This window comes from Enterobacter sp. I4 (genome assembly GCF_022669095.1).
Lineage (GTDB): Bacteria > Pseudomonadota > Gammaproteobacteria > Enterobacterales > Enterobacteriaceae > Enterobacter > Enterobacter pasteurii.
Map to the genome: position 1 here is coordinate 387041 of NZ_JALBUO010000002.1, position 21558 is coordinate 408598.

A 21558-nucleotide genomic window follows, 5' to 3' on the forward strand; every position below is an offset into this window, starting at 1 on the left:
GCGTTTTCCCTTATTTTTGTACTACGATATTTTCCTGCGAAGGATCAACATGCTGTAACTGCAGTTTTTCCGTTGCGATCCGTTCAACCCGGCTATGATCGCCGAGCGCGTTCTCTTCAAGGATCAGGTTTCGCCATTCAATATCCAGCGCATCGCGTTCCAGTACCATCTGTTCACGCTGCGCAGTTAATAAACGGGTATGGTGAGCGGTCGTAACCACCATGACTGCCGTCACAATGATGCAAATGAACAGGCAGAGTGGCAGCTTCCCAAACCGCAAAAGATCGTCGCCGATCACGCCAGGCAAGGCATGGCGCTCGTTGCTTCCTAACGATCCCTTAACTTTGCTTAGGGTCTCTGTCACTCTGCCGATCATGCGTTCGTCCTCTCTGCAATACGCAGCACTGAACTACGGGCACGTGGATTCTCTGCCACCTCTTCTTCGCCCGGCATCAACTTGCCTAATGCTCGCAGCTGACGGCCACCCAGCTTCCTGAGCTGTTCTTCCGTCATCGGCAGCCCCGCCGGAACCTGAGGACCGCGGCTCTGTTCACGCATGAAGCGTTTCACGATGCGGTCTTCCAGCGAATGGAAGCTGATGATGGATAACCGCCCACCCGGGGCCAGCACGTCGAGCGAGCTTTTTAGCGCCAGCTCTATTTCCTCCAGTTCACTGTTTACCCAGATACGAACCGCCTGGAAGGTGCGGGTCGCGGGATGTTTGTGCTTATCCTTCACCGGCGTTGCCGCCGCGATCACTTCAGCCAGCTCTTTGGTGCGGGTCATTGGCTCAATGCGGTTGCGCTCAACGATGGCGCGGGCAATACGTTTGCCGAAGCGCTCTTCACCGAAGGTTTTGATCACCCAGGCGATATCCGCTTCGTCAGCAGTTTGTAACCACTCAGCGGCAGACTGGCCGCGTGTCGGATCCATGCGCATATCCAGCGGGCCATCGCGCATAAAGGAGAAGCCGCGTTCAGCATCATCAAGCTGTGGTGAAGAGACGCCGAGATCGAGCAGAATCCCGTCGATCTTGCCGGTCAGGCCGCGCTCAGCAACGTAATCCGCGAGCGCAGAAAAAGGTCCATGCACGATGGAAAAGCGAGGGTCATCGATGGTTTGCGCAACGGCAATTGCCTGCGGGTCGCGGTCAATTGCCAGCAGGCGTCCTTCCGCTCCAAGCTGAGAGAGGATTAAACGCGAGTGACCACCGCGACCAAAAGTGCCATCAATATAGATGCCGTCCGGACGAATATTCAGGCCGTTAACGGCCTCATCCAGCAGCACCGTTGTATGTTTATAATTTTCCATCATATTTATAGAGACAAGTCCTGCAGCCGTTCCGATAAAGTTGCGGAATCAGACTGCTCAGCGTCGATATCTTCCTTGACCTGTTGATACCAGGTCGTTTCGTCCCACAGTTCAAACTTGTTGAACTGCCCGACCAGCATCACTTCTTTGGTCAGACCGGCATGTTGCCGCAGCACGGGCGCAATCAGTAATCGCCCTGCGCTATCCATCTGACACTCACTGGCATGTCCCAATAACAGTCGCTGCACGCGACGTTCCTGCGGGTTCATGCTCGACAGTCGCGACAGCTTTTGCTCAATGATTTCCCATTCAGGCAAAGGGTAAAGCAGCAGGCAGGGGGAGTTGATGTCAATGGTGCAAACCAGTTGACCCGAAGCGTTCTCGATCAGCTGGTCGCGGTATCGGGTTGGTACCGATAAACGCCCTTTGCTGTCGAGATTGACTAACGTTGCTCCACGGAACATGCCAGCCTCACCCCTCCTCACCACTTTAACCCACAAATTCCCACCTGAAGGAGTTTACGGAGCGAGGGAAAAGCTTGTCAAGCCAGGACTCTCTCTATACGAACCCGAAAGTACCGTATTTACAGAGGCCGAGTGACCTGGTTAATAACTACACAACTGGCGAGGCAAAATTAACGTTATGAATATTTGTAAGAAAAAAACCGAATATGCACACGAGCGTTAAGACTCACTCAATATCATCGCAGGGAAATATAAAGTGTCAGTTTGCGACGCGGGCAGCATTTTAAGGCATATTGACCGGGGATAACAGCACCAGATTAACCGCAAGTCGATATGGATTCGTTCGCGAGCATTGCGGCCTGAAGGGGGGATCAAAAACGGCTGAATATTCATCGTCCGGCGCCTGTTTGTAACAAAACAATACAAAGATAAGCCGGTTAAAATTTATAAATGCTGTTTTTAAGGCCGAAATAGAGGCAAAAAAATAGCAGCCTATGAATCGTAGAGATAAATCCTAATTTTTATCCGGGAATTATTTTCGCAATAACCGCGCAGCAAAAGGGGCAGTTTTCACCGCCCCTGAGGAAATATTAATGGCGGCTTAAAATTCCGCGCCGGTAGAGATTACGTTTGATACGGGTAAGCCCTGGTTTCGGCTTACGGGGTTCATCAAGGCTTGCCAGAACGATCTCCAGCACCCGCTCGGCGACATCGCGGTGACGTTGGGCTACGGCCAGCACCGGACACTGCAGGAAATCGAGCAGTTCGTTATCGCCGAAGGTTGCAATCGCCAGGTCGGATGGCAGCTTGCCGTCACGACGTAACGTAACGTCCATCACCCCCTGCAACAGAGCAAACGAGGTGGTAAATAACGCCTGCGGCATCGGGTGCGTTTCCAGCCACTTCTCGAACAGCTGAGCTGCCGCTTCGCGCTCATAGCTGTTGGCATACAGATAATGAACCTCACGCGGATCGTCTTTCCAGGCGGTACGGAAGCCCTGCTCGCGCAGGAAGCTTACGGAAAGTTCAGGTAACGCACCGAGATAGAGCACCGTTTCCGCCGGGAAGGTACGCAACTCGGCGGCGAGCATTTCAGCATCATCCTGATCGGCACCCACTACGCTTGTGAAGTGTTCACGGTCGAGCGCCCGGTCCAGCGCCACTATCGGGAACGGATCGTTCGCCCAGCGCTGGTAGAAAGGATGCTCCGGCGGAAGGGAGGTCGAGACGATAATGGCATCAACCTGACGTTGCAGCAGATGCTCAATGCAGCGCATCTCGTTGTCGGGCTGATCCTCAGAGCAGGCGATCAGCAGCTGATAGCCGCGCTGGCGAGCCTGACGTTCCAGATAGTTGGCGATGCGGGTATAGCTGGTATTCTCCAGATCCGGGATCACCAGGCCGATAGAGCGGGTGCGCCCGGCACGTAAACCTGCGGCGACAGCATTGGGATGGTAATTATGCTCACGCACGACTGCCATCACTTTTTCAACGGTCTTATCGCTGACGCGGTACTGCTTTGCTTTACCGTTAATCACATAGCTGGCCGTGGTTCTCGACACGCCGGCGAGCCGGGCGATTTCATCCAGTTTCACAATTGCCCCTCAAAAAAAGAAAAGAGTCCATGGCCCTGTCAAGGTTATGGTTAAATCTTTTAACATCTAAACGCAGAATAGCCTTCACGGCAACCGCTTTTGTCTGCGTTGTCGGCGGATTACGCAAAAAAAAGCCCGGCGTTAACGACCGGGCTGAAAGAGGCGAACCTTTTGCGCAACTAACGCATGATTTTATCGCCGCGCGACAGGCCAACCACGCCAGAGCGCGCAACTTCAACAATTTTTGCCACATCCCGGACTGACGCCAGGAACGCGTCCAGCTTATCGCTCGTACCCGCAAGCTGAACGGTATATATAGAAGGGGTGACGTCAATAATCTGCCCGCGGAAGATATCCGTGTTGCGTTTGACCTCTTCCCGGCCGTAACCGCTGGCCTGAATTTTCACCAGCATAACTTCACGTTCAACGTAAGCACCCTGCCCCAGCTCGCTGACGCGCAACACATCCACCAGCTTGTGCAGCTGCTTTTCGATCTGCTCAAGCACTTTCGCATCGCCCACGGTCTGGATGGTCATCCGGGAGAGCGTAGGGTCATCGGTCGGAGCGACGGTCAGGCTTTCAATGTTATAGCCGCGCTGGGCAAAAAGGCCAATAACGCGCGACAGTGCGCCCGACTCATTTTCCAGTAATACAGATAATATCCGGCGCATATCAGGTTCTCTCCGTTTTGCTTAACCACATTTCATCCATGCCGCCGCCGCGAATATGCATCGGATAAACGTGTTCCGTGCCGTCAACGATAACGTCCATGAAAACGAGGCGATTATTTTTAACGTGCGCAAGCGCTTCGGCGAGCTTCGCTTCCAGCTCTGACGGTTCCGTTACCCGCATGCCAACGTGGCCGTAGGCTTCAGCCAGACGCACGAAGTCCGGAAGCGACTTCATATAAGACTGAGAGTGGCGGCCGGAATAAATCATATCCTGCCACTGCTTCACCATGCCGAGATAGCCGTTATTCAGGTTCAGCACCAGCACCGGCAGCTCATACTGCAGCGCGGTAGAAAGCTCCTGAATATTCATCTGAATACTGCCGTCCCCCGTAACGCAAATTACCGTTTCGTTCGGCAAGGCCAGCTTCACTCCCAGCGCAGCGGGCAGGCCAAAGCCCATCGTGCCCAACCCGCCTGAGTTTATCCAGCGACGCGGTTTATCAAACGGGTAATACAGCGCAGCAAACATCTGGTGCTGGCCCACGTCTGAGGTCACATAGGCATCGCCGTTGGTCAGACGCCAGATCGTTTCGATCACCGCCTGCGGCTTAATGCTCTCACTTTGGGTGTCGTAGTTCAGGCACTGACGGCTACGCCACTGCTCAATCTGCTGCCACCAGTCGCGTATCTCATCCAGCGGTTGGGTCGCGGTCTCTTGCGCCAGAAGATCAAGCATCTGATCCAGTACCTGCCGGGCATCCCCCACGATCGGCACATCCGCCGGTACCGTTTTGGAGATAGACGTAGGATCGATATCAATGTGCAGCACCGTCGCGTTCGGACAGTATTTCGCCAGGTTATTGGTGGTGCGATCGTCAAAACGCACCCCGACGGCAAAAATCACATCAGAATTGTGCATCGTCATGTTGGCTTCGTAGGTGCCGTGCATGCCCAGCATGCCCAGCGCCTGACGATGGGTAGCCGGAAATGCCCCCAGCCCCATCAGCGATGACGCTACAGGAAGATTAAGCTTCTCAATCAGGTCGCGTAGCTGCGTTTCACAGGCGGCATTAACGGCGCCGCCCCCGACGTAGACCACGGGTTTTTTCGCTGCCAACAGCGTTTGCAGCGCGCGCTTAATCTGGCCCTTGTGCCCTTGCGTCGTCGGATTGTAAGAGCGCATGCTGACCGACTCCGGCCACAGGTACGGCAGCTTATTCGCCGGGTTGAGAATGTCTTTCGGCAGATCGACCACTACCGGCCCGGGACGACCGCTGGCGGCCAGCCAGAAGGCTTTTTTCAGTACCCCCGGGATGTCTTCAGTCTGCTTCACCAGGAAGCTGTGCTTCACGACCGGGCGTGAAATCCCCACCATGTCGCACTCCTGAAATGCATCGTAGCCAATCAGCGACGTCGCAACCTGTCCGGAGAGAATGACCAGCGGAATGGAGTCCATATAGGCAGTCGCAATGCCGGTAATGGCATTCGTCGCCCCCGGGCCGGAAGTCACCAGCACTACCCCAACTTCACCCGTGGCGCGCGCCAGGCCGTCAGCCATGTGCACGGCAGCTTGTTCATGACGCACCAGAACATGATCAATCCCGCCCACCGTGTGCAGTGCGTCATAAATATCAAGAACCGCACCTCCGGGGTAGCCGAACACCTGCTTCACGCCCTGATCGATAAGCGATCGGACGACCATTTCCGCGCCAGACAACATCTCCATGCTTCGCCTCCAGGCTTTTGTTATAGACGGTTGCAGAATTCAATTTCCGCACCGTCTTCTGACAGGGTAATCCCGTCTTATAATTTGCAGAGTGATTGATACCTTAACCGCTCGTTATGAGGCAGGCAATTAGCAAGCGAGAAGCGGAAAAGAGGCTTAAAAGCAGAAAAAACAGCTGCCTGGCACAAATATGGTGAATTCAACTGAAATGAAGGAAGGCGGTGATTATTCATTTTTCAAAAAAGGGATGAATCAGGAAATCATCTATTTTTGAGCCTTTTTGAACCTCTGAAAAAAATGACATCAGAACAAAATAGCGTAAGCGTGAAAAACAACAGAATAAACCGCACATCCTCTTGCGGTTTATTCTCGCAGGGTTATCGACGACAGATATTAATCAGCAGCTCTTCCATCCACTGGTGTCCCTTATCCCGGCCCGCGGCTTCATGCCATGAAAGGTAACAGGTACGGCTATTAAGCTTAAGCGGCAAAGGGAGAATTTGCAGGCTCAGCGATTCAGAGAACTCTTCCGCAAGCCAGCGCGGGGCAATCGCGACCAGCTGCGTTTGCGAGACCACGTTTAATACGCTTACCATCGCCATTCCCTGATAGGCCACGCTCGCCTGCTTATCGGCCGTGTCATACCACGGCTGACTGAATGAGGCATATCTGTCGAGGGCAACAACGGCATGCTGTTCGCTGTAAACATCACTTTCACGCAGCGGTGAATTCATGCGTGGATGTTTTTTACTGGCAACCAGCACCATTTCATCTTTGAACAAAGGAACGCAGGAAAATTCAGGACGTCGAAACTCCTCATACCCCAGAACGAACTCCGTTTCCTGATAACGAAGCTGATGTTCGGTGTTTTGATTTAATGATGATTTAAAAACGAGATGAATATTTGGCGCAATTTCTTCAACTTTATTATATATAACAGACGTCAAATAATTGTCTAACGGGCTGCACACGCAAAGGTGGAAGACACGCTCGCTGCTCAGCGGTTCAAAGCCCGATCCCGGCAGCTCATTTTGGACCAACTGTAGCGCCTGGCGGATAGAACCGAATAGCTGGAAGGCACGCGCGGTGGGCTGAATCCCTCTTCCGTAACGCACAAATAACTCGTCGTTAAACATCACTTTAAGACGGGCTACGGCATTACTGACGGCAGGTTGAGACATCCCCAGAGATTGTGCTGCTCGCGTAATATTCTGTTCCTGCATAACTGCATCAAAAACAGTCAACAGGTTAAGATCCACCGTGCGTAACTGAGGCTTAACCCCATCATAAGACTGAGGTTGGTTAATATTATTTTCTGGCATTTCTGACTCCACTGTCACGCTAAATTCCCTTTGCCAAAGTACAGTAATAACTTCGAAAAATATGATTTACCATGCAGATACAACAAGCGAAAGAGAATTGTTTAAAATTCGGAAAATATAAAGAGTCTCCCGACAAAAGATGAGATTGTGCATCCCATTAATGAAGAGATAAAAAATGGATCAAATGATATCTAAAACTTTAGTGCAGGCATGAAAACATAAACCAGACAAATAAACAATCACCTGCCTCGTTAATAATGACTTAAGCATTATTAAACTATTAATACAAGGCGCCCTTATTTTGTTAACAAATTTCTATCATTATCGTTAACCTAAATACGCGAAACCCATTCACTAAACTTATAAATCAATGAAAGTAAACACATTTCATTTCACATCATCCCGGCATAAACAATATGTTTAATTGCTACCAATTATATTCAAATTATTCCAGCGATGAATCTCCAGTCCAATAATAGACAATTAAATCGGCCTTCCGTGTAAAAACCAGCACAATTAGCTAATGTGTTGCCGAGGCTCAGGCACGCCGTTTGGACCGATTTTACTGGCAGGGGTTGACATGGATCGCCGTATCCAGTACCACTAAAAGCATATCGCATTTACCTGGAGCACGATTCATGATTCGCACCCTTCGTTTCACCGGTCTACTACTACTAAACGCATTCACTGTGCGCGGTAGACTGGCGGGCGAAATTCAGCGTTGAATCGTCACCAGTAACACTAAAAACCCGCGCCACTGCGCGGGTTTTTTTATGCTCGTAGCAAGGCGCCCTAAGACTGACAAGGACCAAACCCATGAGCCAGCAAGTCGTTATTTTCGATACTACCTTACGTGACGGTGAACAGGCATTACAGGCGAGCCTGAGCGTTAAAGAAAAATTGCAGATTGCGCTGGCCCTCGAACGTATGGGCGTGGACGTGATGGAGGTGGGTTTTCCCGTCTCTTCGCCGGGAGATTTTGAGTCAGTACAGACCATCGCCCGCACCATCAAGAACAGCCGCGTGTGCGGCCTGGCACGCTGCGTAGAGAAAGATATCGACGTGGCAGCGGAATCGCTGAAGGTCGCTGAAGCTTTCCGTATCCATACGTTTATCGCCACCTCCCCCATGCACATTGCGACCAAGTTACGCAGTACGCTGGATGACGTGATTGAACGTGCGGTGTACATGGTCAAGCGCGCGCGCAACTACACCGATGACGTCGAATTCTCCTGTGAAGATGCAGGCCGTACGCCGATTGAAGATCTGGCGCGCGTGGTGGAAGCCGCCATTAACGCGGGTGCCAGAACCATCAACATTCCTGACACCGTCGGCTATACCATGCCGTTTGAGTTCTCCAGGATCATTACCGGCCTGTATGACCGCGTGCCGAATATCGATAAAGCCATCATCTCCGTTCATACCCATGATGATTTGGGCCTGGCGGTAGGCAATGCCATCGCCGCCGTTCACGCCGGTGCGCGCCAGGTTGAAGGTGCGATGAACGGTATCGGCGAGCGCGCGGGCAACTGCTCGCTGGAAGAAGTGATCATGGCGATTAAAGTGCGCAAGGACATCATGAACGTGCACACCCGCATTAATCACCAAGAAATCTGGCGCACCAGCCAGACCGTCAGCCAGATTTGTAATATGCCGATTCCGGCTAACAAGGCGATTGTCGGCACCGGCGCATTCGCGCACTCGTCCGGCATTCACCAGGACGGCGTGCTGAAGAACCGTGAAAACTACGAAATCATGACTCCTGAATCCATCGGCCTGAACCAGGTCCAGCTGAATCTGACCTCACGCTCCGGCCGCGCGGCGGTGAAACACCGTATGGAAGAGATGGGCTATCAGGAAAGCGACTACAACATGGATCAGCTGTACGACGCGTTCCTGAAGCTGGCCGACAAGAAAGGCCAGGTCTTCGATTACGACCTGGAGGCGCTGGCGTTCATCAACAAACAGCAGGAAGAGCCAGAGCACTTCCGCCTGGATTACTTCACCGTACAGTCAGGCTCCAGCGATATCGCAACCGCCTCAGTCAAGCTTGCCTGCGGCGATGAAGTTAAAGCGGAAGCGGCCAACGGTAACGGCCCTGTGGACGCCATCTATCAGGCGATTAACCGTGTCACCGAGTACGACGTTGAGCTGGTGAAATACGACCTGACGGCTAAAGGGCACGGTAAAGACGCCCTGGGCCAGGTTGATATCGTCGTCAACTACAGCGGCCGCCGCTTCCACGGCGTGGGTCTGGCAACGGATATCGTCGAATCCTCCGCGAAAGCGATGGTGCATGTCCTGAACAACATCTGGCGCGCCGCTGAAGTGGAAAAAGAGTTGCAACGCAAAGCTCAGAATAAAGAGAACAACAAGGAAACCGTGTGATGTCGAAGAATTACCATATTGCTGTGTTGCCGGGTGACGGTATTGGCCCGGAAGTGATGGCACAGGCGCTGAAAGTTCTGGAAGCCGTTCGTTCGCGTTTTGCGATGAAAATCACCACCAGCCACTACGACGTGGGCGGTATTGCGATTGATAACCACGGTACGCCGCTGCCAAAAGCGACCGTGGAGGGCTGCGAGAATGCCGATGCCGTGCTGTTCGGCTCCGTGGGCGGGCCAAAGTGGGAACACCTGCCGCCGGCAGAACAGCCGGAGCGCGGCGCGCTGCTGCCCCTGCGTAAACATTTTAAATTGTTCAGCAACCTGCGCCCGGCGAAGCTGTATCAGGGGCTGGAAGAGTTTTGCCCGCTGCGTGCGGACATCGCGGCCAACGGCTTCGACATTCTTTGCGTGCGTGAGCTGACGGGCGGCATCTATTTCGGCCAGCCTAAAGGTCGCGAAGGCAGCGGCCAGCATGAAAAAGCGTTTGATACCGAGGTCTATCACCGCTTCGAAATTGAACGTATCGCCCACATCGCTTTTGAGTCTGCGCGCAAGCGCCGCCGTAAAGTGTCGTCCATCGATAAAGCGAACGTGCTCCAGTCGTCTATTTTGTGGCGCGAGATCGTCAGCGAAGTCGCGAAGCAGTACCCGGACGTCGAGGTATCGCACATGTACATCGACAACGCGACGATGCAGCTGATTAAGGATCCGTCTCAGTTTGACGTGCTGCTCTGCTCCAACCTGTTCGGCGATATTTTGTCTGACGAGTGCGCGATGATCACCGGCTCTATGGGCATGCTGCCGTCGGCCAGCCTGAATGACGAAGGCTTTGGCCTGTACGAACCGGCGGGCGGCTCCGCGCCGGATATCGCAGGTAAAAACATTGCCAACCCGATTGCGCAAATTTTGTCTCTGGCCCTGCTGCTGCGCTACAGCCTGGACGCAGGCGATGCAGCAGCCGCAATAGAAAACGCCATCAACCGTGCGTTAGAAGAAGGCGTCCGTACCGGTGATTTAGCACGCGGTGCGGCGGCAGTCAGTACTGATGAAATGGGCGACATCATTGCCCGCTATGTCGCTGAAGGGGTGTAACATGGCTAAGACGTTATATGAAAAGTTGTTTGATGCGCACGTTGTCTACGAGGCGCCAAACGAAACCCCGCTGCTGTACATTGACCGTCATCTGGTACACGAAGTGACCTCACCTCAGGCCTTCGACGGGCTGCGCGCGCACAAGCGCCCGGTTCGCCAGCCGGGTAAAACCTTCGCCACGATGGACCACAACGTCTCCACTCAGACCAAAGACATCAACGCGTCCGGCGAAATGGCGCGCATCCAGATGCAGGAACTGATCAAGAACTGCAACGAGTTTGGCGTTGAGCTGTACGATTTAAACCACCCGTATCAGGGCATCGTCCACGTTATGGGCCCTGAGCAGGGCATTACCCTGCCGGGCATGACCATCGTCTGCGGCGACTCTCATACCGCGACGCACGGCGCGTTTGGTGCCCTGGCGTTCGGGATTGGTACCTCTGAAGTTGAACACGTTCTGGCGACGCAGACCCTGAAACAGGGCCGCGCCAAAACCATGAAGATTGAAGTGAAGGGCAAGGCCGCGCCGGGCATCACCGCGAAAGATATCGTGCTGGCGATTATCGGCAAAACCGGCAGCGCAGGCGGCACCGGGCACGTTGTGGAATTTTGCGGTGACGCTATCCGGGCGCTGAGCATGGAGGGTCGTATGACCCTGTGCAACATGGCCATTGAAATGGGCGCCAAAGCGGGCCTGGTTGCGCCAGATGAAACCACCTTCAGCTACGTGAAGGGTCGTTTGCATGCCCCTAAAGATCGAGATTTTGTGGATGCCGTTGAGTACTGGAAAACCCTGAAAACGGACGACGGTGCCACCTTCGATACCGTGGTGACGCTGCAGGCGGAAGACATCGCGCCGCAGGTAACCTGGGGCACTAACCCGGGACAGGTGATCTCCGTCAACGACAGCATTCCCGATCCGGCGTCCTTCGCCGATCCGGTCGAACGCGCCAGTGCGGAAAAAGCGCTGGCCTATATGGGGCTTAAGCCAGGCGTGCCGCTGACCGACGTAAACATTGATAAAGTGTTCATCGGTTCCTGCACCAACTCCCGTATCGAAGATTTACGCGCGGCGGCAGAGATTGCCAAAGGTCGCAAAGTGGCCCCGGGCGTGCAGGCGCTGGTAGTGCCGGGTTCCGGCCCGGTGAAAGCTCAGGCGGAAGCGGAAGGCCTGGATAAGATCTTTATTGAAGCGGGCTTCGAGTGGCGCTTGCCGGGCTGCTCCATGTGTCTGGCGATGAACAACGACCGACTGAATCCGGGCGAGCGCTGCGCTTCTACCAGCAACCGTAACTTTGAAGGCCGCCAGGGCCGCGGTGGGCGTACCCATCTGGTCAGCCCGGCTATGGCCGCCGCTGCGGCTGTCACCGGCCATTTCGCCGATATTCGCAGCCTGAAATAAGGAGACAATCATGGCAGAGAAATTTACCCAACATACGGGCCGGGTTGTCCCACTGGACGCCGCAAACGTCGATACTGACGCCATCATTCCTAAACAGTTTTTGCAGAAAGTGACCCGCACGGGCTTTGGTGCGCACCTGTTCAACGACTGGCGTTTTCTCGACGATAAGGGCGAAGTGCCCAACCCCGAGTTCGTCCTGAACTTCCCGGAATACGAAGGCGCATCCATTCTGCTGGCGCGGGAAAACTTTGGCTGCGGTTCATCCCGTGAGCATGCGCCATGGGCACTGACCGACTACGGCTTTAAGGTGGTAATCGCCCCGAGCTTTGCGGATATCTTCTACGGCAACAGCTTCAACAACCAGCTGCTGCCGGTGACGCTGAGCGACGAACAGGTGGATGAGCTGTTTGCGCTGGTGCAGGCGAATCCGGGCATGGCGTTTGAAGTGGATCTGGAAGCTGAAGTGGTAAAAGCAGGTGAAAAGACCTACAGCTTCAGCATCGACGCTTTCCGTCGCCACTGCATGCTGAACGGTCTGGACAGCATTGGCCTGACGCTGCAGCACGAAGACGCTATCTCCGCCTACGAGAAGCAACAGCCTGCGTTTATGGGCTAAAGGCAATGGCCCGCAGCATGCGGGCCATTGATAAGGGTGCGTTGAGGCGTAACCACGCTGGAGAGGCGAGGAAAATCCCCGCCAATACCGCTAACGTTTTGCTTCGTAAGCCAACACTGCCGCCAGCTCCGTTTTCTCCTGTCTGAAATGCAGCTCACACAGCGAGTCGCGTACCATCCAGGTGAAGATCAACAGCGTTGAACAGATCAGAAACAAACCTAACAGCAGAGTACGTTTTGGCATTCCAGCCTCCTTATTGCTTTTCGGCAATGAAGAGACTAACCTCGCAATGATGGTTGTGAAGTTGGTCTCCCCATCAGTTTTTTTGATGTGGGACTCTCCACTGTTTGCCTCTTGCGAAAGCCTGAGGCAAACAGCCTCAAGCACCCGCCACGCACTCTATGCTCCTTAGCCGCACCTGTCAGAAAGTCATTTCATTTCGTGAAGCAGCCTTCCAGAATCAGACGTCTTTAACCCTGCACGTCAGGGCCAGCGTGACGACGGATATCGCCGCAATCATCCAGTAAACCGAGGCGTGGCCATAGCTTTGCGCCAGCGCGCCCTGAATCACACCCGCAAGAATGACGCCCGTCGAGATGCTGTTGGTAAAAAGCGTGGTCGCAGAGCCCGCACGGCCGGGCATTAAATCCTGGAACCAGAGCATGCCGATCCCGGCGACAATCCCGATGAAAACGGCGTTAAACAGCTGAAGCGCCAGTAACGCCTCACGGGAATGGAAAAGGAGTAGCCCCGCGTAGAACAGCACGCCGGCCGCCACGGCGACAATCATCATCCGGCGCTTTCCGAAACGCTTAACGTAATACCCCGCCAGAATCATCGCCGGGATTTCCAGCCCGGCGGCGGTCCCCATTAAGATCCCGGCGAGCTTGTCCGGCAGGCCCAGATCGCTGCTGATCCACAGCGGCATATCGATGATATACATGGTGTTGCAGGTCCACATCAGCGTGGAAGCAATAAACAGCATGCGGACGTTTTTATCCTGCCAGCCGCTCACCTGGGTTAACGGTTTATCCGTCGTTTGCTCAACCCGGGCAACAGACGGCAGCGCAAAAGCAATCAGCGCCAGGCTAACGGCAAAAATCCCCGCCGCGATGGAAAACATGGCGGTGAAGCCATAGTTCAGGGCCAGCATGAACGCCAGCGGCGGGCCGATAACCCAGGCGAGGGAGAGCTGGGCACGCATCACCGAGCTGAACATCACCACTTCACGCGCCGAGTTATCGGCATATTCCCGGGCCAGCGCGAACAGCTGCGGCATGGCGGTGTTGGCCAGCGAGGCAAGCAGTACGCCACAGGTGATTAGCGTCAGGTAGTGGCGGTTGAAGGCAAAAAGCAGCGCGTTGCCCACGGCCATGGCGCAGCAAAAGAGGATTAATTTGCGGCGATCGCCCCGGCTGTCGGATCGTTTCGCCAGCCACAGGCTGACCAGGATCCCGGCGATAGCGTTGACGGTATAAAACAGGCCGACCCAAAACGGCTGCGCCCCCACCTCGCGGCTGAGAAACAGGCTCAGCGTCGGTGCCTGAAGCGCGCCGGCTACGCCCATCATGAAGGCCACCAGCATAAAAGCGGCATACACGCCGTTCAGGCGTCGCCCCATCGTCATCAACCAGAGCATGCGCAAATCCTTATGAAAGCGAATCGAAATTGGGTGAAATAGTAAACGAAAAAAGCCAGCAAAAACATTTTGCTGGCGGGTGATTAGCACCAATACTCAGTCACACATGATCGAGGCGAGTTAGCGAGAAGAGGTCGGTTTCGTAACGTCCCACTGCATCAGATCTTCCAGTATTCTCAGCCGCTGCTCTGCGCACTGGCGGGCCAGCCAGGACACTCCTTTTGTCGCTGAAAAATAGTGCTGATAAAACTGACGTGCGGTAGACCTCTTCATAATTTACCTCCTCGCTTCATCGGGAAGAATTATTGGCTTAATATAGGGATTAATAAATTGCTGATTTTTTGTCAGGAGTTCCTCTTTTATGCCGTCTGGTCGTCTGCAACAACAATTTATCCGCCTGTGGCAGTGCTGCGAGGGGCAATCGCAGGAGACCACGCTGAACGAGCTGGCAGAACTCCTCAACTGCTCTCGCCGCCACATGCGTACGCTGCTTAATACCATGCAGCAGCAGGGCTGGCTTAACTGGGAGGCCGAGGCCGGTCGCGGCAAGCGTTCACGCCTTACCTTCCTCTATACCGGGCTGGCGCTGCAGCAACAGCGGGCGGAGGATCTGCTGGAGCAGGACCGCATCGATCAGCTGGTACAGCTGGTGGGCGACAAGGCCGCCGTGCGCCAGATGCTGGTCTCGCATCTTGGGCGCAGCTTTCGCCAGGGGCGCCATATTCTGCGGGTGCTCTACTACCGTCCGATGAAAAATCTGCTGCCCGGCACGGCGCTGCGCCGCTCTGAAACCCACATGGCCCGGCAGATATTCAGCGGCCTGACGAAAATAAATGAGGAAAATGGGGAACTGGAAGCGGATATTGCCCACCACTGGCAACAGCTGTCCCCGCTGCACTGGCGCTTCTTTTTACGCCCCGGGATCCACTTCCACCACGGACGCGAGCTGGAGATGCGGGACGTCATCGGCTCCCTGGAGCGGGCCCGCACGCTCCCGCTCTATTCGCATATCGCGCGGATCCACTCCCCGACGGCCTGGACGCTGGACATTGAGCTGTCGCAGCCGGACAAATGGCTTCCGTGGCTGCTGGGCTATGTGCCCTCGATGATCCTGCCCGGCGAGTGGGGATCGCTCAACAATTTTGCCAGCCTGCCGATCGGTACGGGCCCCTACTCCGTTTCGCGCAATAACAATAATCAGCTCAAGATCCGCGCCTTTGATGACTATTTTGGCTATCGGGCGCTGATTGACGAAGTTAACGTCTGGGTATTACCGGATCTCAACGAGGAGCTGAGCGCAGGCCTGACGCTGGAAGGGCCAACAACAAGCGAAAAGGCTTTCGAAAGTCGCCTGGAAGAGGGGTGTTATTACCTGCTCTTTGATAGCCGCAGCCATCGCGGCGCAAACCACGACGTTCGCAAGTGGATCAGCCATATTCTCGCCCCTGCTAACCTGATTTATCACGCAGAGGAGCAATACCAGACGTGGTGGTTCCCGGCCTATGGCCTGCTCCCGCGCTGGCACCATGCTCAGCCGGTACGCAGTGAAAAACCTGCCGGGCTTGAGACCATCACCCTCAGCTACTACCGCGATCACATTGAGCACCGGTTTATCGCAAGGATCATGAGTAAGCTGCTGGCGGCCGAGGGCGTGACGCTGGCGATACAGGAAGTGGACTATGATGAATGGCACCGCGGTGACGTCGTCAGCGATATCTGGCTCAACAGCGCAAACTTCACGCTGCCGCTTGATTTCTCACTCTTTTCTCACCTGTATGAAGTGCCGCTCATTCAGCACTGCATCAACCGGGACTGGCAGCAGGACGCCGCGCGGTGGCGGGCAGGAGAAATGGATCTGGCCGCCTGGTGTCAGGAGCTGTTGGCCAGGCAGACGATCGTACCGCTGATCCACCACTGGCTGCTGATCCAGGGGCAGCGCAGCATGCGCGGCCTGCGGATGAATACCCTGGGCTGGTTTGATTTTAAATCCGCCTGGTTTGCGCCGCCGGAGCCATAACGCTTTCGTAATATTCACCAAATCATTACAATAGCGCCGTTCTCAACGGGGTGCTGCATCACTGATGTGCGCTGAGATAATACCCGTCGAACCTGATCCGGATAACGCCGGCGAAGGGATTTGAGGCTGTCTCTCAAAATCCTTTGCCACTCAACCCTGAGGTGCAAAGTGTTAAAAAACGTTCTTCCTCTGCTGGCGCTGTTTGCGCTGCCTGTTTTTGCCAAGCCCGTGCTCACGGTTTACACCTATGACTCTTTCTCCGCCGACTGGGGCCCCGGCCCGGCGGTAAAAAAAGCCTTTGAGGCCGACTGCGGCTGCGAGCTGAAGTTCGTGGCGCTGGAAGATGGCGTGTCGCTGCTTAACCGTCTGCGCATGGAAGGGAAAAACAGCAAAGCCGACGTGGTGCTCGGGCTGGATAACAACCTGCTGGAAGCCGCCACGCAAACCCGATTGTTTGCTAAAAGCGGCGTTGCGGCAGAGGCCGTTAAGGTGCCTGGCGGCTGGAAAAACGAGACTTTCGTTCCCTTTGATTACGGGTACTTTGCTTTCGTCTACGACAAAAACAAGCTGAAAAACCCGCCGAAAAGCCTGAAAGAGCTGGTCGAAAGCGACCAGAAATGGCGCGTGATTTATGAAGATCCGCGAACCAGCACCCCGGGCCTTGGCCTGCTGCTGTGGATGCAAAAGGTCTATGGGGATAAAACGGCGGAAGCGTGGCAGAAACTGGCCGCCAAAACCGTGACAGTCACCAAAGGCTGGAGCGAGGCCTACGGCCTGTTCCTGAAAGGGGAAAGCGATCTTGTACTGAGCTACACCACCTCCCCGGCCTACCACATTATTGCCGAGAAGAAAGACAATTACGCTGCCGCGAACTTTGCTGAAGGGCATTATCTGCAGGTGGAAGTGGCGGCGCGCACCGCCGCCAGCAAACAGCCGGAGCTGGCCGAAAAATTCCTGAAATTTATGGTCTCACCGGCATTCCAGAACGCCATTCCGACAGGCAACTGGATGTACCCGGTGACTGACGTTGCGCTGCCGGCGGGCTTTGAGAAGCTGAGCAAACCGCAAACCTCGCTGGAGTTTACGCCGCAGCAGGTTGCTGCCCAGCGCGCCGCATGGATAAGTGAATGGCAACGCGCCGTCAGCCGCTGATCCCCGGCTGGTTACTCCCGGGGCTGCTCGCCGCCATGCTGATGGTGGCGGTCAGCCTGGGCGCATTCCTTGCGCTGTGGTTTAACGCGCCGGAGAGCGATCTGCTCGCGCTCTGGCACGACGGCTATCTCTGGCACGTTATCCGCTTCTCCTTCTGGCAGGCGTTTCTCTCCGCGCTGCTGTCGACGATCCCGGCAATTTTTCTCGCGCGCGCCCTGTATCGACGGCGTTTTCCCGGCAGGCAGGCCCTGCTGCGCCTGTGCGCCATGACGCTGATCCTCCCCGTGCTGGTCGCGGTGTTTGGCATCCTGAGCGTATACGGCAGGCAGGGCTGGCTGGCATCCCTGTTCAGCCTGCTTGGCCTGGAGTGGACCTTCTCTCCCTACGGGCTGCAGGGCATTCTGCTGGCGCACGTTTTCTTCAACATGCCGATGGCAACGCGCCTCTTTTTGCAGGCCCTGGAAAACATTCCCGGCGAGCAGCGCCAGATTGCCGCCCAGCTCGGCATGCGCGGCTGGTCGTTCTTCCGCTTTGTCGAATGGCCCTGGCTGCGACGCCAGATTGCCCCGGTTGCCGCGCTAATCTTTATGCTCTGCTTCGCCAGCTTTGCGACCGTGCTCTCTCTCGGCGGCGGGCCGCAGGCCACCACGATTGAGCTGGCTATCTATCAGGCGTTAAGTTACGACTACGATCCTGGCCGCGCCGCGCTGCTGGCCCTCGTACAGATGATTTGCTGTCTGGCGCTGGTGTTATTGAGCCAGCGTCTGAGCAAAGCGATCCCCGCAGGAAGCAATAATATTACCGGCTGGCGCGATCCGCAGGACAGCCTGCACAGCCGCATCACGGATGTGATGCTGATCGCACTGGCCCTCCTGCTTCTGCTCCCGCCGCTGCTGGCCGTCATCTTTGATGGGCTGAATAGCAATGTGCTTTCGGTATTGCAACAGCCTGTCCTGTGGCAGGCTACGTGGACCTCGTTGCGCATCGCGCTGGCAGCCGGGCTGGTCTGCGTGCTCCTGACCATGATGCTGCTCTGGAGCAGCCGCGAGCTTTACGCGCGCCATGCCCGCAAGGCCGGACACGCGCTGGAGCTGACGGGCATGCTGATTCTGGCAATGCCCGGCATCGTGCTGGCGACCGGTTTCTTTTTACTGTTTAACAGCACCATCGGCCTGCCGGAAAGCGCCGACGGGATCGTTATCTTTACCAACGCCCTCATGGCTATCCCGTATGCGCTTAAGGTGCTGGAAAACCCGATGCGGGATGTGAACAGCCGGTATAGCGTCCTGTGTCAGTCCCTTGGGATAGCGGGCTGGCGGCGTTTGAAGGTGGTCGAGCTACGCGCCCTGAAGCGCCCGCTCGCCCAGGCGCTGGCCTTCGCCTGCGTGCTGTCGATTGGCGATTTTGGCGTAGTGGCCCTCTTTGGCAACGAAGATTTCCGCACGCTGCCGTTCTGGCTTTATCAGCAAATTGGCTCTTACCGCAGCCAGGACGGTGCCGTCACGGCGCTGCTGCTGCTGATCCTGTGCTTTGCCTTATTTACCGTTATCGAAAAACTTCCGGGGCGTGATGCTAAAACTGACTGATGTAACCTGGCTTTACGAGCACCTGCCTATGCGCTTTACCCTCTCCGTTCGCCAGGGTGAGCGAATTGCGGTGCTTGGCCCAAGCGGTGCCGGAAAAAGTACCCTGCTCAATTTAATTGCCGGTTTCTTGCAGCCTGCCAGCGGATCGATAGCAATCGATAATCGTGATTTTACCCACGCCCCTCCGGCTAAACGTCCGGTGTCGATGCTGTTTCAGGAAAACAACCTGTTCAATCACCTCACGGTGTGGCAGAACATCGCGCTGGGGATGGATCCGGGGCTGAAGCTCAATACCGCGCAGCGGCAGAAGCTGGGAGCAATCGCTGAACAAATGGGCCTGTCCACGCTTGTCGACAGGCTGCCCGGCGAACTCTCCGGCGGCCAGCGCCAGCGGGTGGCGCTGGCGCGTTGCCTGGTGCGCGAACGGCCGCTGCTGCTGCTAGACGAACCTTTCTCTGCGCTCGACCCGGCCCTGCGCCAGGAGATGCTCTCGCTGGTGGAGGAGGTTTGCCAGCGCCAGCAGATCGCGATGCTGATGGTCTCGCACAGCATTGAGGATGCCGCGCGCATCGCGCCGCGATCGGTGGTGATCGCGGAGGGGCGCATACTCTGGGATGGCAAAACGGAAGAGCTTCTTAGCGGGAAGGCAGGGGCGTCTTCACTGCTGGGCATTTCTGCGCTCTGATACCCTCTCCCCGTGGGAGAGGGAAAACACGCTAACGGCTCACCACCTTCAACAGGATCTCGCCGTACACCGGCATCAGCGGATGGCGAATCAATGCTACCAGCGCCACCACCACAACGCCCAGCGTCAGCGGGGCCAGCCACATCAGGCGAGCGCGCGGGAGATAGCGCGTCAGGCGATCGACGCTGGCTTTTGCGCTGCGCCACAGCCGCCAGCAGAGCCAGGCCGCCAGCCAGAGCAGCACCGCCGTTGCCAGCAGCAGCCACTTAAACTCACCGCTTTGCATACCGTCAGGAATATCAATGGCCGCGCCCGCGAGGATCCCCGGCAGGAAGTAGAACGGCGGCCAGAAGACGCAGCCGATGATGTTCGGCACCACGAATTTCGCGACGGGCAGATCCAGCATGCCGGCAACCATCGGCACCAGCGGACGCGTTGGCCCGACAAAACGCCCCACGAGGATAGTAAACATGCTGTGCTGGTGCAGGGCGTGCTCGGTCTTATCCAGCAGCGCTTTGTGTTTTTTCAAAAACGACCAGCGGTGGAGCGGCTTCTTAAAGCGCCAGCCCAGCCAGAAGGAGATCCAGTCCCCCAGAAAACAGCCGATCGTACCGGCCAGCCACGCCTGCCAGAAATTGACCTCACCGCTGCCAATCAGCGCTCCAAGCCCCGCCATCAGTACGGTGCCGGGCAGGATCAGCCCGACCAGCGCCAGCGATTCGAGAAACGCCACCAGAGTTACCGCGATGAGCGAATACATAACGGACTGGGTAATAAAATGTTCCAGCAATGCCTGCATAACTATTCCGGTCAGAAAACGAATCAGCGATTCTGCTTAGCGCCCTGCACCGCGTCAAGGCAACAATTGTCTGAATAGTTTACAGGGTGCTTTCTGAGTTCACCTGTATGTTTAGCTTTTTTTACCGATTATTCACATCCAGCGCGAAATTCACTGGGGCTGGCGCCGGTGCATTTTTTAAACACGCGGGAAAAATAGAGCTGATCTTCAAAGCCCACGTTGCGCCCAACGGTAGCAATCGGCATTCGGGTTGTGCTGAGCAGCAGTTTCGCCTGGCTGATGCGCTGATCCTCACGCCAGCTCAGCACGCTGACGCCAAGCTGCTGGCGAAACAGATGCGACAGGCGTGACGGCGACAGGCAGACGTGCTGGGCGACGCTGGCGATATCAAACTGGCTGTCGGCCAGGTGGTCGCTGATGTACTGACAGGCGTCACGCACGCGGTTGTCCAGCGGCGGGTTAAGCGACTCGTTGATGGCCTCCATGCGCCGCAGCAGCACCTGCTCCAGCAGGTTAATGGCCAGCAGTTCGGCATAGCGCCCGCCCGCCTGCCCCGCCTCTATAATCTGCGCGAAAAGTTCACGGAACTGTGCCAGATGCGCTTCATCCGGACGATAAAAGCCGGTATGGGCGAAAATGGCCGGCCACGACAGCCACTCCTGCCAGTAGGCGCGCGGACGGAAATAGACCCACTGGTGATACCACTCTTTGGCGTCCGGGTGTCGGCCGTAGTGGTGGATCTCCCCAGGCGGGAACAGCAGCATATCGCCGGGACGGCAGACGAATTGCCGATCGCCGTTTTTGATCACCCCCTCCCCGCGTACGGTAAGGTTCAAAATATACCCTTTCATGCCGAGCGGTCGATCGACGTAAAAATCGAGATAACCCTCGGCCTCAATTGGCGTCAGCCCCGCCACCAGATGGGCGTTAAATGAGTAGCCCGGCAGTAAGGGATCGTTTTGCGGTTCGGCCATAGATTCAGTTCTCCCAAGGGTCCTGAAGGAAACCAATTGTCCATATCGTTAAAAGCAGTATAAAAAGGGGCCGCGAAAAGATCCAAAAAGCATCACGCTTCTTTTACCTCCGCCATGTTT

Annotated in this window: 20 protein-coding genes and 1 riboswitch; of the genes, 8 read left to right on the top strand and 12 right to left on the bottom strand. The window is 55.8% G+C overall.

Features of this window, described 5'->3' with window-relative positions:
* Positions 1-10: 10 nt before the first annotated feature.
* The 7 genes from ftsL to leuO all read right to left on the bottom strand — a co-directional run bounded on the left by ftsL (position 11) and on the right by leuO (position 7089).
* Positions 11-376 (bottom strand): cell division protein FtsL, encoded by a 366-nt coding sequence (ftsL, locus tag MOQ06_RS14135; protein ID WP_148385983.1) that lies wholly within the window; start codon positions 374-376, stop codon positions 11-13.
* Positions 373-1314 carry a 16S rRNA (cytosine(1402)-N(4))-methyltransferase RsmH gene (gene rsmH, locus MOQ06_RS14140; protein WP_013095568.1) on the bottom strand — a complete coding sequence of 314 codons (942 nt, stop codon included), beginning with the start codon at positions 1312-1314 and terminating at the stop codon, positions 373-375. Before rsmH ends, ftsL begins: the two co-directional genes overlap by 4 nt.
* A 2-nt stretch (positions 1315-1316) precedes the next feature.
* Positions 1317-1775, bottom strand: coding sequence for a division/cell wall cluster transcriptional repressor MraZ (mraZ, locus tag MOQ06_RS14145; protein WP_014830641.1), 459 nt, complete (start codon positions 1773-1775; stop codon positions 1317-1319).
* Between the two features lie 590 nt (positions 1776-2365).
* Positions 2366-3370 (bottom strand): catabolite repressor/activator, encoded by a 1005-nt coding sequence (gene cra / locus MOQ06_RS14150; protein ID WP_013095565.1) that lies wholly within the window; start codon positions 3368-3370, stop codon positions 2366-2368.
* A 179-nt stretch (positions 3371-3549) separates the two neighbouring features.
* On the bottom strand, positions 3550-4041 hold the full coding sequence (gene ilvN / locus MOQ06_RS14155) for an acetolactate synthase small subunit (protein ID WP_003856371.1): 492 nt from the start codon (positions 4039-4041) through the stop codon (positions 3550-3552).
* 1 nt (position 4042) lies between these two features.
* Positions 4043-5767: an acetolactate synthase 3 large subunit gene (ilvI, locus tag MOQ06_RS14160; protein ID WP_148420071.1), complete on the bottom strand. Its 1725-nt coding sequence runs from the start codon at positions 5765-5767 to the stop codon at positions 4043-4045.
* 377 nt (positions 5768-6144) lie between these two features.
* Complete coding sequence (leuO, locus tag MOQ06_RS14165) at positions 6145-7089, bottom strand: transcriptional regulator LeuO (protein WP_176608711.1); 945 nt, start codon at positions 7087-7089, stop codon at positions 6145-6147.
* An 816-nt stretch (positions 7090-7905) separates the two neighbouring features.
* Here leuO and leuA point away from each other — a divergent pair.
* Genes leuA through leuD form a run of 4 tightly spaced genes read left to right on the top strand, consistent with a single transcriptional unit; the run spans position 7906 to position 12586 of the window.
* Positions 7906-9477 (top strand): 2-isopropylmalate synthase, encoded by a 1572-nt coding sequence (gene leuA, locus MOQ06_RS14170; protein WP_242173624.1) that lies wholly within the window; start codon positions 7906-7908, stop codon positions 9475-9477.
* Positions 9477-10568: a 3-isopropylmalate dehydrogenase gene (leuB, locus tag MOQ06_RS14175; protein ID WP_242173626.1), complete on the top strand. Its 1092-nt coding sequence runs from the start codon at positions 9477-9479 to the stop codon at positions 10566-10568. Before leuA ends, leuB begins: the two co-directional genes overlap by 1 nt.
* Before the next feature lies 1 nt (position 10569).
* Positions 10570-11970, top strand: a complete 1401-nt coding sequence (leuC, locus tag MOQ06_RS14180) for a 3-isopropylmalate dehydratase large subunit (protein ID WP_148420067.1) — start codon at positions 10570-10572, stop codon at positions 11968-11970.
* A gap of 10 nt (positions 11971-11980) precedes the next feature.
* Positions 11981-12586: a 3-isopropylmalate dehydratase small subunit gene (gene leuD, locus MOQ06_RS14185; protein WP_176608715.1), complete on the top strand. Its 606-nt coding sequence runs from the start codon at positions 11981-11983 to the stop codon at positions 12584-12586.
* A 90-nt stretch (positions 12587-12676) separates the two neighbouring features.
* On the opposite strand, the gene MOQ06_RS14190 is transcribed toward leuD, so the two are convergent.
* The 3 genes from MOQ06_RS14190 to sgrT all read right to left on the bottom strand — a co-directional run bounded on the left by MOQ06_RS14190 (position 12677) and on the right by sgrT (position 14498).
* Complete coding sequence (locus tag MOQ06_RS14190) at positions 12677-12829, bottom strand: Hok/Gef family protein (RefSeq protein WP_063867447.1); 153 nt, start codon at positions 12827-12829, stop codon at positions 12677-12679.
* Positions 12830-13046: 217 nt separating this feature from the next.
* A complete protein-coding gene (locus MOQ06_RS14195; RefSeq protein ID WP_176608716.1) occupies positions 13047-14225 on the bottom strand; it encodes a sugar efflux transporter in 1179 nt (392 codons plus the stop codon).
* Between the two features lie 120 nt (positions 14226-14345).
* Positions 14346-14498 carry a glucose uptake inhibitor SgrT gene (gene sgrT / locus MOQ06_RS14200; protein ID WP_003856388.1) on the bottom strand — a complete coding sequence of 51 codons (153 nt, stop codon included), beginning with the start codon at positions 14496-14498 and terminating at the stop codon, positions 14346-14348.
* A gap of 88 nt (positions 14499-14586) precedes the next feature.
* Between sgrT and sgrR the strand changes: the two genes are divergently transcribed.
* From sgrR to thiQ, 4 genes are all read left to right on the top strand, one after another.
* Positions 14587-16242 (top strand): HTH-type transcriptional regulator SgrR, encoded by a 1656-nt coding sequence (sgrR, locus tag MOQ06_RS14205; protein WP_242173628.1) that lies wholly within the window; start codon positions 14587-14589, stop codon positions 16240-16242.
* A 36-nt stretch (positions 16243-16278) separates the two neighbouring features.
* A riboswitch (TPP riboswitch) is annotated at positions 16279-16379 on the top strand.
* Between the two features lie 31 nt (positions 16380-16410).
* Positions 16411-17394: a thiamine ABC transporter substrate binding subunit gene (gene thiB / locus MOQ06_RS14210; protein ID WP_242173630.1), complete on the top strand. Its 984-nt coding sequence runs from the start codon at positions 16411-16413 to the stop codon at positions 17392-17394.
* Positions 17370-18980, top strand: a complete 1611-nt coding sequence (thiP, locus tag MOQ06_RS14215) for a thiamine/thiamine pyrophosphate ABC transporter permease ThiP (protein ID WP_242173632.1) — start codon at positions 17370-17372, stop codon at positions 18978-18980. The genes thiB and thiP overlap by 25 nt, the downstream gene beginning before the upstream one ends.
* Complete coding sequence (thiQ, locus tag MOQ06_RS14220; RefSeq protein ID WP_242173634.1) at positions 18964-19665, top strand: thiamine ABC transporter ATP-binding protein ThiQ; 702 nt, start codon at positions 18964-18966, stop codon at positions 19663-19665. Before thiP ends, thiQ begins: the two co-directional genes overlap by 17 nt.
* Before the next feature lie 31 nt (positions 19666-19696).
* Here the strand turns inward: thiQ and MOQ06_RS14225 are convergent, their stop codons facing one another.
* Positions 19697-20464, bottom strand: a complete 768-nt coding sequence (locus MOQ06_RS14225; protein WP_242173635.1) for a DedA family protein — start codon at positions 20462-20464, stop codon at positions 19697-19699.
* 128 nt (positions 20465-20592) lie between these two features.
* Entirely contained in the window at positions 20593-21438 is an 846-nt protein-coding gene (araC, locus tag MOQ06_RS14230) for an arabinose operon transcriptional regulator AraC (RefSeq protein ID WP_176608722.1), read from the bottom strand.
* Positions 21439-21558 lie beyond the last annotated feature (120 nt).

What these genes read in the sequence shown, in the direction of transcription:
- ftsL (WP_148385983.1), bottom strand. Translation starts at nt 376, where the DNA reads ATGATCGGCAGAGTGACAGAGACCCTAAGCAAAGTTAAGGGATCGTTA.
- rsmH (WP_013095568.1), bottom strand. Translation starts at nt 1,314, where the DNA reads ATGATGGAAAATTATAAACATACAACGGTGCTGCTGGATGAGGCCGTT.
- mraZ (WP_014830641.1), bottom strand. Translation starts at nt 1,775, where the DNA reads ATGTTCCGTGGAGCAACGTTAGTCAATCTCGACAGCAAAGGGCGTTTA.
- ilvN (WP_003856371.1), bottom strand. Translation starts at nt 4,041, where the DNA reads ATGCGCCGGATATTATCTGTATTACTGGAAAATGAGTCGGGCGCACTG.
- ilvI (WP_148420071.1), bottom strand. Translation starts at nt 5,767, where the DNA reads ATGGAGATGTTGTCTGGCGCGGAAATGGTCGTCCGATCGCTTATCGAT.
- leuO (WP_176608711.1), bottom strand. Translation starts at nt 7,089, where the DNA reads ATGCCAGAAAATAATATTAACCAACCTCAGTCTTATGATGGGGTTAAG.
- leuA (WP_242173624.1), top strand. Translation starts at nt 7,906, where the DNA reads ATGAGCCAGCAAGTCGTTATTTTCGATACTACCTTACGTGACGGTGAA.
- leuB (WP_242173626.1), top strand. Translation starts at nt 9,477, where the DNA reads ATGTCGAAGAATTACCATATTGCTGTGTTGCCGGGTGACGGTATTGGC.
- leuC (WP_148420067.1), top strand. Translation starts at nt 10,570, where the DNA reads ATGGCTAAGACGTTATATGAAAAGTTGTTTGATGCGCACGTTGTCTAC.
- leuD (WP_176608715.1), top strand. Translation starts at nt 11,981, where the DNA reads ATGGCAGAGAAATTTACCCAACATACGGGCCGGGTTGTCCCACTGGAC.
- MOQ06_RS14190 (WP_063867447.1), bottom strand. Translation starts at nt 12,829, where the DNA reads ATGCCAAAACGTACTCTGCTGTTAGGTTTGTTTCTGATCTGTTCAACG.
- MOQ06_RS14195 (WP_176608716.1), bottom strand. Translation starts at nt 14,225, where the DNA reads ATGCTCTGGTTGATGACGATGGGGCGACGCCTGAACGGCGTGTATGCC.
- sgrT (WP_003856388.1), bottom strand. Translation starts at nt 14,498, where the DNA reads ATGAAGAGGTCTACCGCACGTCAGTTTTATCAGCACTATTTTTCAGCG.
- sgrR (WP_242173628.1), top strand. Translation starts at nt 14,587, where the DNA reads ATGCCGTCTGGTCGTCTGCAACAACAATTTATCCGCCTGTGGCAGTGC.
- thiP (WP_242173632.1), top strand. Translation starts at nt 17,370, where the DNA reads ATGGCAACGCGCCGTCAGCCGCTGATCCCCGGCTGGTTACTCCCGGGG.
- thiQ (WP_242173634.1), top strand. Translation starts at nt 18,964, where the DNA reads ATGCTAAAACTGACTGATGTAACCTGGCTTTACGAGCACCTGCCTATG.
- MOQ06_RS14225 (WP_242173635.1), bottom strand. Translation starts at nt 20,464, where the DNA reads ATGCAGGCATTGCTGGAACATTTTATTACCCAGTCCGTTATGTATTCG.
- araC (WP_176608722.1), bottom strand. Translation starts at nt 21,438, where the DNA reads ATGGCCGAACCGCAAAACGATCCCTTACTGCCGGGCTACTCATTTAAC.